10 protein-coding genes are annotated in these 11,653 nt (G+C 66.5%); 2 read left to right on the top strand and 8 right to left on the bottom strand.

Features of this window, described 5'->3' with window-relative positions; all coding sequences use genetic code 11:
* A partial coding sequence (locus QOD90_RS10615; protein ID WP_526349382.1) for a DUF5078 domain-containing protein occupies positions 1 to 142 on the top strand: 142 nt, incomplete at its 5' end.
* 60 nt (positions 143 to 202) lie between these two features.
* Here QOD90_RS10615 and QOD90_RS10610 read toward each other — a convergent pair.
* The 5 genes from QOD90_RS10610 to QOD90_RS10590 form a co-directional block, all read right to left on the bottom strand.
* On the bottom strand, positions 203 to 1,786 hold the full coding sequence (locus QOD90_RS10610; RefSeq protein WP_526349380.1) for a hypothetical protein: 1,584 nt from the start codon (positions 1,784 to 1,786) through the stop codon (positions 203 to 205).
* A 141-nt stretch (positions 1,787 to 1,927) separates the two neighbouring features.
* The gene (locus QOD90_RS10605) at positions 1,928 to 3,538 is read right to left on the bottom strand and encodes an ABC transporter ATP-binding protein (RefSeq protein ID WP_526349378.1); all 1,611 of its coding nucleotides are present in this window, start codon (positions 3,536 to 3,538) and stop codon (positions 1,928 to 1,930) included.
* Positions 3,535 to 4,425 (bottom strand): ABC transporter permease, encoded by an 891-nt coding sequence (locus QOD90_RS10600; protein ID WP_526349376.1) that lies wholly within the window; start codon positions 4,423 to 4,425, stop codon positions 3,535 to 3,537. The genes QOD90_RS10605 and QOD90_RS10600 overlap by 4 nt, the downstream gene beginning before the upstream one ends.
* Positions 4,422 to 5,378: an ABC transporter permease gene (locus QOD90_RS10595; RefSeq protein WP_526349374.1), complete on the bottom strand. Its 957-nt coding sequence runs from the start codon at positions 5,376 to 5,378 to the stop codon at positions 4,422 to 4,424. The genes QOD90_RS10600 and QOD90_RS10595 overlap by 4 nt, the downstream gene beginning before the upstream one ends.
* Positions 5,375 to 6,898: an ABC transporter substrate-binding protein gene (locus QOD90_RS10590; protein ID WP_526349372.1), complete on the bottom strand. Its 1,524-nt coding sequence runs from the start codon at positions 6,896 to 6,898 to the stop codon at positions 5,375 to 5,377. Before QOD90_RS10590 ends, QOD90_RS10595 begins: the two co-directional genes overlap by 4 nt.
* 236 nt (positions 6,899 to 7,134) lie before the next feature.
* Here QOD90_RS10590 and QOD90_RS10585 point away from each other — a divergent pair, with 236 nt between their 5' ends.
* Positions 7,135 to 8,478: a PE-PPE domain-containing protein gene (locus tag QOD90_RS10585; protein ID WP_526349370.1), complete on the top strand. Its 1,344-nt coding sequence runs from the start codon at positions 7,135 to 7,137 to the stop codon at positions 8,476 to 8,478.
* Here the strand turns inward: QOD90_RS10585 and QOD90_RS10580 are convergent.
* From QOD90_RS10580 to QOD90_RS10570, 3 genes are all read right to left on the bottom strand, one after another.
* Entirely contained in the window at positions 8,475 to 9,170 is a 696-nt protein-coding gene (locus QOD90_RS10580; RefSeq protein WP_526349368.1) for a GntR family transcriptional regulator, read from the bottom strand. The two genes, QOD90_RS10585 and QOD90_RS10580, sit on opposite strands and share 4 nt — an antisense overlap.
* 34 nt (positions 9,171 to 9,204) lie before the next feature.
* Positions 9,205 to 10,824, bottom strand: a complete 1,620-nt coding sequence (locus QOD90_RS10575) for an ABC transporter substrate-binding protein (protein WP_526349366.1) — start codon at positions 10,822 to 10,824, stop codon at positions 9,205 to 9,207.
* Positions 10,821 to 11,653 (bottom strand): ABC transporter permease (locus QOD90_RS10570; protein WP_526349364.1); only part of this gene is annotated, 833 nt, incomplete at its 5' end. The genes QOD90_RS10575 and QOD90_RS10570, both read right to left, overlap by 4 nt.

The following is an 11,653-nucleotide window of genomic DNA, read 5'->3' as shown; positions in this document are numbered from 1 at the left end:
CTACGAGAACGTGGCGACGCACTGGGGCAACTGGGCCAAGGTCTTCTTCAACAACAAGGGCGTCGCCGCCAAGGCCACCGACGTCTGCATGAACTACCCGGCAGGCGACATGTCCGTCTGGGACTGGCCAGTCACGCCGTAGCACCTCAACGAAGGTGGCCGCCGAGTGACTAACTCGGCGGCCATCTTTCGTCTGAACCGGCTAGTGCAACGGACGCCGTCGGCGACCCATGAGGACGGCGAGGACCACGGCGCCGATGCTCAACGCGCCACACGCCACGGCTACCGCAATGAGGTAGACGTCCCGCTTGTTCATGCCGGCTGGCGACTCGTCCGAGGCCAACGTCAGCTGGTAGTCACCGGGCAGCGGCCCTGGCTGCGGGTCGTCGAGGCCCGGGAACTGCTGAGTCTTGTGCACCTCGAAACTGCGCTCGCCGGACGGCGTTTGCTTCCATTCACCCCACGCCGGCGTGACGCCGTCGAGCAGCACCTTCTGCTCGCCGTACTGCCGGTCGGGACCCACGTCGACGATCTTCGAAACCCGGAACGGCTGGTAGGTGGCGTCGGGATAGCGCACCTGGACGGGTACGTTGGCGTAGTTCAGCAGTGGCGGCGGCGGCAGCGGCGGCGGGAAGCCGATTCCCGGGTAGTACCCGCCACCGAAGAAGCTGCCGACGGCGACGTTGACCGCCTGGTTGATGGTATTGGTGACCACCGCGGTGAAGCTGTACGCGGCGTACTGGGCCACCTCGAGGACGATCCTGGCCAGCGGCGGGATCCACACCACGCGTGGCGCGTTCTGGTAGATGTACACGATCCGCACGCGTTCGTGATACGGGTTGCTCAGCACCGGGCGGTAGTACTCGTCGTACTGGACCCAGTCTGGCTTCCACTGCCGCACGTTGCGGTCCCAACCGCCGGCGAGCTGCACATGATCGTCGTCGTGCCTGCCGTCCTTGTTGAACGGATCACGGTCCCGGTTCGGCAGGTCGATGATCCGTGAGACGTCCTGGATTTCCTGCTTGGGCGCCTCGACGGGCTTCGCTTCGACGATCTTCGCGGCCAGGGCAGTCTGGACGTCGGCTTCCGGCGCCTCGAGCGTCTGCGGTGCGACCTTCGCGATCACCTTCGGCGTTGCCTCCGTCGCCGACTCGGAGGACGACTCGCTAGAGGACGTCCCGGTCTTGGCGGAGGGTTCAGAAGTCGACGCCGACGACGTCGATTCGGAAGACGTCTCGGACGACGTGGACGCGGGCTCGGGCGCCTCACTCTTCGCGGACGTCGGGCTGCTGCTACTCGCTTCCGACGTCTCGCTGGCTGGAGTCGGCGATGACGCTGGCGACGGCGGCGTGGATCCGCTCGTCGCCGCAGGCGTGGACGTCGTCGGACTCGTCGTCGTCGACGTCACCGGAGGCGGCGTGCTGGTCGAGGGGGCCACCCGTGGCGCGGCCGGTGCGACGCTGGTCTCCGCGGTCGTCGGCGAGACGGGCTCGGGCGCGCGGGTCTGGGTCGGCGCCTCGACGGTCTGCTGCACCGTGGGCACGACGACGGGCGGTGGTGCCTCGACCGTCTGCTGCACCGTCGGCACGACCACCGGGGCAGGGGCGACCGGCGACGGAATGTCCGCGACCGTGGGCTTCTCGACAGGGGCCTCGGTTACCGCGACGGGCGGCGCGGGCACGATCGTGGTCGTCGGAACGACCGGTTCGTCACCCGGCTTGGCGAACGCGGGCGCGATGCCGCCCGTCAGCGCCGTCATGGAGATGACCACTCCGGACGCCAGCACGGCGCAGACAGTTCGCTTACGACAAAATTCCAACGGTGCACCCATCGTGCATCGACTCCTTCGATCTCTCCCCCAGCACTGGTCTCGGACCAGCGGCCGCCCACGTCACTCAGATGAATCATCGGTGGGCCGACGGATTCGTTACACCCGCGGACGGGCCGGCGGGACGGCTGCCAGCAGGGCGCGCGTGTACTCGTCCTGCGGTGTGGCGAACAGCTCGGAGGCGGGGCGATATTCCACGGCGTTGCCCGCGCGCATGACGAGGACGTCGTGGCTGACCTTCTCGATCACTGCCAGGTCGTGCCCGATGAAGAGGTAGGTCAAGCCGAGGCGCTGCTGCAGGTCGGCCAGCAGCTCCAAGACCTGCGCCTGCACGGACACGTCGAGCGAGGCCGTCGACTCGTCCAGGATCAACAGCTCGGGCTCAAGGGCAAGGGCCCGTGCGATGCTCACCCGCTGCCGTTGACCTCCGGACAGTTCGTGCGGGTACCGCGTGGCGAACGATGACGGCAGCCCGACGATGCCAAGAAGCTCGTCGACGCGCGCCCGGCGGTCGGCCTTCCCCTTGACCAGCCCGTGCACCACCAGCGGCTCACCGACCGACACCGCGACCGGCAGCCGGGGGTTGAGTGAGGCGAAGGGGTCCTGCAGCACCAGGCCGATCCGCCGCCGCAGCGACTTCTCGGCGCGACGCCTCACCGCGAGCACGTCGGTCCCGTCGATCGTCACGTGTCCGGCATCCGGTTTGACCAACCCGGTCAGTGCGGCCGCGACGGTGGACTTGCCCGACCCGGACTCGCCGACGAGCCCCAGGGTGGACCCTCGCCGGATTCGGAACGACAAATCCTTGACCGCGTGGATGGTCGACCTGCCGACTGGGGTCGCCACCGGGAATCGAACGTCGAGACCCGATACCTCGAGCAGCGTCGCGGCGTCGTCGGCGACCGCCGCTGGACCACTGGATCCAATCAGCGGACGGGACTCGAGGAGCCGTCGGGTGTACGGCTGCTGCGGACGGTCGAATACGTCGTGGACGGCGGCCTGCTCGGTGACGTCGCCGTCGTGCAGCACGGTGACGTCATCGGCCACCTGCCCGATCACTCCGAGGTCGTGGCTGATCCACACCACTGCGGTGCCGAAGTCACGCTGCAGGTCCCTGACCAGATCGATGATCTGCGCCTGCGTGGTGACGTCGACCGACGTCGTCGGTTCGTCTGCGATGAGCAGTTCGGGGTCGCAGGCCAAGGCGATCGCGATCATCACCCGCTGCCGCTGCCCACCGGACAACTGGTGCGGATAGGAAGCCAGCCTGGCTTCCGGATTCGGCAGGCCAACGGCGGTGAGGAGTTCCAGCGCCCGCGCCTTGGCTTCCCGCCGGGTGGGATGGCGGTGCGCCTCGAGGGACTCGGTGATCTGACGTTCGAGTGTCAACAGCGGGTTCAACGACGTCCCCGGGTCCTGGAAGACGAAACCGATCCGCCCACCGTGGACGCTGCGCAACGTGCGCGCGGACGCCCCGATGAGTTCGATCGAATCTCTCTGGCCCGCAAGGACACTCGAACCGGTGACGACGGCGCCGGGCGCGTCGAGCAAGCCGGTCGCCGCGAGCACCGTCATCGACTTGCCGGATCCGGATTCCCCGACGATGCCTAGGGTCTGCTCCCGTTGAACGGCCAGCGACACGCCACGGACGATCGGCCGCCTGCCGATCTGCACGTGCAGGTCGGAAACCTGCAAGACCGGGGCGGTCACTGCTTCCTCCGCGCTTCGACCATCGTGCGCTGTTTGGGGTCGAGCACGTCGCGCAGGCCATCGCCGGCGAGGTTGAAGGCGAGCACGATGACGAAGATCGCCGCGCCGGGAAAGACCGCCATCCACCACGCGATGGTGACGAAGCCCTGCGAGTCGAAGATCATCCGCCCCAATGACGGTTCGGGCGGTTGGATCCCGAGGCCGAGGAACGACAGCGCGGCCTCGGACAGGATGGCGAAGGCCAGCGACAGCGACATCTGAACGATCAGCGGTCCCGCGATGTTCGGCAGGACGTGCCGAATCAGGATGTAGAGGTGCCCGGTTCCCATGGTGCGCGATACCTGGACGAACGGCTCGACCCTGACGCTGAGCGTGCTGGCGCGCGCGACGCGGGCGAAGATCGGCGTGTAGACCACGCCGATGGCGAGCATCGTGGTCGTCACGCCGGGACCGAGGATGGCCACGATCGCCAGCGCGAGCAGCAGCACCGGAAACGCGAACATGACGTCGACCACGCGCATGAACACGGTGTCCAGCCAGCCTCCGCGGTAACCGGCGACGACGCCGATGGTCACTCCGACCACGGCGGCGAACATCACGCTGACGACGGCAACCTGCATCGAGGCCTGGATGGCGACCAGTACCCGGGACAGGACGTCGCGACCGAGTTCGTCCGTGCCGAACCAGTGCGCACCGCTGGGCCCACGCAGCGCGCTCGGCACGTCGACGTCGTTGATGCCGTGCGGGGCAATCCATTTCGCACCGACGGCGATCACCAGCACGGCGGCCAGAATGATCGCGCTCACGACGGTGACGGCATTGCCCGCCAGGAGTCGCAGCGCGCCGACCCGGCCAGTCTCCGTCTCGTCGATGTTCTGGTCGGTCATGAAAGCCGGATCCTGGGATCGACCACTGCGTACAGCATGTCGACGATCAGGTTGATGATGAGGAACAGCACGGCGATCAGCAGCACCGCGCCCTGGATGACCGGGTAGTCGCGGGCGGCCACGGCGTTGTACACCAGGCGGCCGAGGCCCGGCCAGGCGAACACCACCTCGACGACGATCACCCCACCGAGGATGGTGGCGAGTTGGATGCCCGTGATGGTAAGGATGGGCACCAGCGCGTTGCGCACGGTGTGGCGCAACGTGACCACCCGCGGGGAAAGCCCCTTCGAACGTGCGGTGCGCACGTAACCCATTGCAGCGACCTCCAATACGGCTGACCGGACGTAGCGTGTCAGGATCGCCGCTGCGACCAATCCGACCGTGAGTCCGGGCAGGACGAGGTGGCTCAACCACCCCCCGGGATCCTGCGACAGCGGCCGGTACCCCGAGGTCGGCAACCAGCCGAGCGTCGTGGAGAACAGGGCGATCAGCAGGATGCCCATCCAAAAGTCGGGAATCGAGACGCCGAACTGGCTGGTGACCCGGACGATCGCGTCGCCGACCTTCCCCTCGTGCAGTGCCGACCAGATTCCGGCGGGAAGGGCGATCAGCAGCGCGATGACGATCCCGAACAGGGCCAGGGAGACGGTGGCGGGCAGGCGTTCGAGCAGGATCCCGGCAACGGGGTCGCCGTTGCGGAAACTAACACCAAGATCCCCGGTCAGCGCCGAGCCGGCGTAGGCGAAGAACTGCTGAAAGATCGGCCGGTCCAGACCACTTGCCGCACGCAGGGCGTCGTAGGCCTGCGGCGTGTAGCGCGTGCCAAGGGCGATGCGCACCGGGTCACCGGGCACCAGTTGAACCAGGGCGAAGACCACGATCAGCACGCCGATCAGCACCACCAGCGAGTAGACGACGCGGCGGATCAGGAATCTCAGCGCGGGATGGCTCATCCGTCGGCACTCCCGGTCAGGCTGGCGGTCCGGAACCGCACCGCGCCATCCCGGCGCGCTTCGTATCCGGACAATCGCGGGGTCCAGGCCTGGATCACCGCTGGGTTGTAGAGGTAGAGATAGCTGACCTGGTCGGCGATGAGCGAAGCCGCCTTGGCGTAGTCCTGTTGGCGCAGTTGCTGATTGGTCTCAACCCGGCCGGCGTCCAGCAATCGGTCCACCTCGGGGTCGGAGAATTTCTGGGCGTTGCTCGACCCGCCGGTGTGATGCTGCGCGTAGTAGAAGTCATCGGGGTCGATGTTGCCTAGCCAGCCCATCATCAACATGTCGAAGTTGCCGGAGTTCTGCTCGTCCAACCACGTCGCGAAGTCGACGGTGCGGATGTCGACCGAGATGCCAAGGGGACTGAGGTTGTCGGCGATCACCTGCGCTGCCGTCACGGTCTCCGGATATTCGCTGGTGACCAAAAGGTCCATCTTGCTCGGGTGAGAGCCCGCCGCGTCGAGCAGACGGCGGGCCTCATCGGTGTCGTAGCGATACCGGTCATAGGGCGTGTACCAGGGGTTCCCTTCCGGAATGGCCAGTTGGTTCGCGGTGGCACTGCCATAGCTGGTGGCCTGCACGATGGACTGTCGGTCGATGCCGTAGGCGATCGCTTGGCGTACCCGCGGGTCGTTCCATGGCGCACGGGCCTCGTTGAGCGCGAGGTACCAGTAGTCGTTGCTCGGCGTCACGGCGAGTTTCAGGGAATCGTCGTCCTTGAGTTGAGAGATGCGCTGGGTGGGCACCGAGTCGGTCCAGTCGATCTCGCCGGCCTGCAGCGCTGACAGCGCGGTCGACGGCTCGGTGATGAATTCGAAGGTCACGCCAGGCACCTTGGGGGCGCCACCCCAGTACGTCGGGTTGGCCTTGAGGACGATCGAGTCGCCACTCTTCTGAGACACGAACGCGAAGGGCCCGGTGCCGACCGGATGGGTGGCGATCTGGCCGCTCTCGACGTTCCTGCGGGACACGATCGCCATGCCCTTGAAGCCGCCAATGTTGGTGAGCAGATTCGGCGTTGGCCGATTGACCCGAATGCGGACGATGTCCTGTCCTACTGCGCTCACGTCGGTGACGGCGCTGAACTTGTCGACGTTGGCCAACTTCTCGTCGATGATGCGGCGGTAGGAGTACACGACGTCATCGGCGGTGAACGGACTGCCATCCTGGAACGTCACACCCCGGCGTAGCTGGAAGGCCCAGGTGAGCTGATCGGGCGACACGGTCCAGGACTTGGCGAGTGCAGGCTGCATCTGCAGGTTCGCGTCGGGTTCGACGAGAGTGTCGAAGACGTTCTCCAGTACCTCGAACGAGAAGTAGGCGCTGGTCTTCTGCGGGTCGAGCTGGTCGGGCTCACCGGCAATGGCGGCGATCAGGTTGTCCGAGCCTTCGCCGAGGTCGACGCGTTCGGTCGGGGCACAGGACACCGCCACCAGAAGAGCGACCATGGCGGCGGCGACGGCCGCTGGATGGCGCATCCGATGCGTCTACCCGTTGGGCTCCGGTTACACACGTCGTTGCTGTCGGCAAACAATTGTCGGACCGCGACGAACTGGCGAACTTGCCGACACCTGCGCACGGTCTCGCATCGATGCCCTATGCTGGCAAATGATTCGTGACGGATATGCCGTGGGTCACATTCTGTTTTCCGCCGGGGAGGGCGTCAATCGTGGGCAAACATCGCAAACCAGCAGCCAAGAGGCGGACTCCCGTCGTGACCACCGGTATTGCACTTGGGGCGGCAACCGTATTCGCATTTGGCTATGCCATCGACAACCATGTCACCCCCAACACCCTGCTGGCCGCCACCACGACGATATTCGTCGACGGCACGAAGTCGATTACTGGCAACGAGGAAGGCATTTCGCCCTACCGAATGGTGGGCGCGTTGGACGGCACCTACGACCAGACCTCGGTCGATCCGAGCAACAACAAGTTCTTCATCTATCCGCGCAGCCTCGGCCCCCTGACCGGTCTCGGCGACCCCACCTACGACGCCTCGGAGGGCGACGCCACCACGAAGACCGTGGCCGCGGTGAAGGCCGCCCGCACCGCCAACGGTCCGGACGCCACGATCTACGTGGTGGGCTACTCGCAGGGCGCCGGTGCCGTGTCGCAGGCCATCGCCCAGCTGGAGGACGAGGGTTACAGCACCAAGAACATCGAATTCGTCCTGGCGGCCGATCCCCGGCGCAACGACGGCGGCATCCTGACCAGGTTCCCCGCAGGGGTATACGTGCCGGTCATCGGTGTCACGTTCGGCGACGGCACCAGCCCTCAGAGTGACGACACGCACGTCCTGCAGGTCACCAAGCAGTACGACGGCGTCGCCGACGCACCGAAGTACGTCTTCAACGTCGTCGCCGACGTGAACGCCGCGATGGGTTACTACTACCTGCACCCCGGCTTCTACGCCACCGTCGACCCGAGCGCGCTACCCGCCGACGATCGCATCATCTCGACCAGTGCCGACGGCAGGATCACCGACGTCCTCATCAAGGCTCCGGTCGGCGAACTGCCGCTGACGATGCCGTTGCTCCAACTCGGCGTGCCGAGATCCGTTGTCGAAGCCCTTGATCCGTTCCTACGGGCCGTCATCGAGACGGGCTACGACCGACCGAGCGGCCCTGGTTCATTCCCTTCGGCGCCGGTACCGTTCCAGCTCGCGCCTCCCCCGACCAAGTGGGTCTCCGACGCGCAGTCGGTCGCCGAGGGTGCCGTTCAGACCACCCAGGCTCTCGCGACGGTCACCCAGCCGCCGGCAGCCGACCCGGAGCCCTTCGCCAAGAAGTCGATCAGCACGACGCCCGAACCGCCCCCGGCGGCCAGCCCCAACAAGTTCACCCCGGCGCAGAAGCCGGCCGGCGGTTGGAAGCCCGGCGATCTGCTGCGCGCGTTCCTCAGCCCGCTCACCGGTGGCGGCTCGTCGCCGAGCCCCGCGTCGACTCCTGCCACGACACCCGAGCCTGGGACGCCGCCGGTCACGACGTCCACTCCAGCCAGCGGCGAACAGGGGACGCCGGGCACCGTGGGATCCACGTCGGCGCCGTCGTCCTAACCGACGGACGAAATGACCTCGCTGCCGGGGGAACCCGCGAGCCTGTTCCGCATCGCCTCGAACGTCGGCTGCCGATCCCTCTCGATGTGCGCGTAGGCCACCGACTCGGCGACCCGTTCGTTACCCGACGCGATCGCTTCGCGAAGCAGCACGTGGTCGTGAAACGCCTCGTCGGCGGGTAGCCCACTGGTGAGGAAGAACAGCCAGGTGATGCGCCCGGAGATCGACTGCATCAGCCTGACCATCAGTTCATTCGACGACACCTCTATTACGGCCTCGTGAAAGGCGGTGCTCGTCCTGGCGATCGCATAGGCGTCACCACCGGCGACCGTCCGCTGCGCCTCGTCCAACGCATGGTTCAACGTCTCCATCGGAGCGCCGAGCGAAACCTGACGAGCCGCGTAGCGCGCCGCCCCCACCTCGAGCGATAGCCGCACGTCGAAGAGGTCGTCGATCGCCTTGCCATCCCACTGCACGACCACCGCCCCCCGTCGCGGTCGGGACTGCACGAAACCATCGCGCTCCAACCACGGAACCGCCTCCCGCAGGGGCACGCGGGATACGTTCAACTCCTCTCCGATGCGTTGTTCGGGAAGCCGGCTCCCCTGCGGGTATTGGCCGCGGATGATCCGCTCCCGAACCGTCGAGTAGACGAGCCGCGACAGCGATGGGGTCGAGGAGTCTCCCGTCATCGCCCGGGCCGCTTCGCTCCCGCACTCCGTTTGGTCACCCGGCGATGCCGAGCAACGAGAAGTTCAACTCGTTGGCGCCGACGTTCTGGCTCTCGGGCACTCCGGTGAGCCATTTCTGCGCCACGACCCAGTCCTTGTTGTAGGACAGGTTCAGGAAGCACCCGGTCTGACCGTAGAGATCACCCGCCTTGACGTAGGTGGCGGTGTCGCCGGTGCCGAGCGCCTGGTCCAGCAGACCGTTGACGTCCTTGGACTCGCAGCCGAAGTAGTTGATGCCGCCCGCGGCGTCCCAGAAGACGTGACCCCACATGTACGGGTCGCCGCCGTCGGGCCCGTTGTTGCCGTCGATGAAGGCATCAGGCCCCGTCGGCGGGTCGTTGATCCAGCCGAACACGGTCGAGGTGTCGTAGCCCTGGGCGGACGCGGTGAGTCCGGCGGTCTGCAGGTTCGCGACGACGATGTTGGCCATCGACTGCGCGTTGACGTTGCCGTTCGCGTAGCCGATCACCAGCGTCTTGGGTGCATTGGCCGGCAGCGCGGACACGTAGCCCTTGAGCGCGCCGCCGTCGAATGAGATGGCCTGCTTGTCCACTCCCCCGGCGATCATGCCCTTCGCATACATCGTGGTGGCAACCTCAGACCGCTTGCCGAGAACCTGATCCACCAGCGTGGCCTGATCGATCGACTTGAGGAACGCGACCCGCGCATCAGCCGTCTTGAAGAACTCGTGGCTGGGGTTGACCGTCACCAAGGCGCCCTGCAGGGTCGGCAGAAAGTAGTTCGACACTCCGCCGGCCTTGGCGTACTTGTCCAGGCTTGAGGACGGCAACGCCGCGGCGATGGTATCGACGGCGCCGTTGTCGAATGCCAGCTCGAGCGCCGATTCGTCTGTGTAGACCGGCAATTCGATCTTCTTGAACGGCGACTTCGGTCCCCAGTATCCGTCGTACTGGGTCATTTCGTACTTGACCCCGGTCTGTGCGGTGGTCAGCTGGTACGGACCGGTGCCCAGATCGTGGGAGGACAGGTAGGTCTGGGCGTCGTCGGATCCGGCGTTGGACTTGAGCCCCTCCGGGGATTCCATCTTCGGGCCGAACGGTGACGCGAGGTAGCTCAGGAAGGCGGTGTTGGGCTTGGTGAGGGTGATCACCGCCGTGTGGTCGTCGGGCGTCGCCACGCTCTTGACTGCCTCGACCATGTACGAGGCACCGCCCTTGACGGCGATCCGGCGCTTGAACGCGACGTCGACAGCGGCCGAGGTGAACGGCGTTCCGTCGTGGAAGGTCACGCCCTGGCGCAGGTGGAAGGTGTACACGTCGTTGGTCGGATTGACATCCCACTTCTCGGCAAGGCGCGGCGCGATCTCGACGGTGTCGGTGTTGTTCTTGTACTGAACCAGACCCTCGTAGGCGTTGATCATGATGGCGGTGCCGTTGTTGGCGTAGTAGATGTCGGGGTCGGGCGGCTGCCCGATGTCGCCGAGCAGTCCGACGGTCAGGGTGCCGTCGGTCGGGGCCGCGGCGCCGCCACCGCCGGAGGAGTTCGGAGTGCCCGAACTACAGCCCGTCATCGCGAGGATCAGGGCGGCGCCGACGGCGGCACTCGTCCGCATTCTTCTGTTGGACATGGCGAAACTCTTTCTCTCGGTGGTCATTCGGCGGCTATACGAGGATCGGCGAGCGCTTGCAGTAGGTCGACGAGGACGTTGGACAGGACGTAGATCGCTCCCAGCACCAGGGTGACCCCGGCGATGGCCGGGAAGTCGGCGACCGGGATGGACGCGGCAAGGTAGTTCCCGATGCCGGGCCAGGAGAAGATCTGCTCGACGACGACGACGCCGGCGAACATGAATCCGAGCTGCAGGCCCGCCATCGACAGAGCGGGGCCGATCGCATTTCGGACGACGTGGTGGACGACCACCTGCGTCTCGGTCAGCCCCTTCGAGCGGGCCGTCCGGACGTAGTCGACGCCGAGGACTCCATGCAGTGACGAGCGGAAGACCCGGCCGATCGCGACTGCGGGCGCGATGGACAGCACGACGGCGGGTAGCAGAAGATGTTGCAGCGCATCGACGAACGCGTTTGTCTGACCGTGCAGCACGGTGTCCAGCAGCTGCATGCCGAATGGTCCCGGGTCCTGGAAGTCGCCGACTCCGCGTGCGGGCAACCAACCGAGCTGACCGAAGAAGACGATGATGCCGACGAGTGCCAGCAGGAAGGGCGGCGCGGTGGCCAGGAGCAGGAGGACACCGCGGCCGATCGAGGCGCCCGGCCAGCGCAGCGCGCCCGAGAGTGCGTACACCGCAGCCAGTGCCAGGGCGATGAGGAACGCCGCGACGACGAGTTCGACGGTGGCCGGCAGGTAGGTGGCGATGTCGGCGGTGACGGGTTGCCTGGTCCGCAGCGATCGGCCGAGATCGCCGGTGAAGAGGCCGCCGACGAACCGCGCGAACTGCTCGAACAGCGGATCGTTCAGGCCGAGTC

The organism is Mycobacterium sp., assembly GCF_032161845.1.
In the GTDB taxonomy this organism is placed as follows: Bacteria; Actinomycetota; Actinomycetes; order Mycobacteriales; family Mycobacteriaceae; genus Mycobacterium.
The sequence above is the reverse complement of the archived record's forward strand: the minus strand, read 5'-3'. Positions and strand labels throughout refer to the sequence as shown.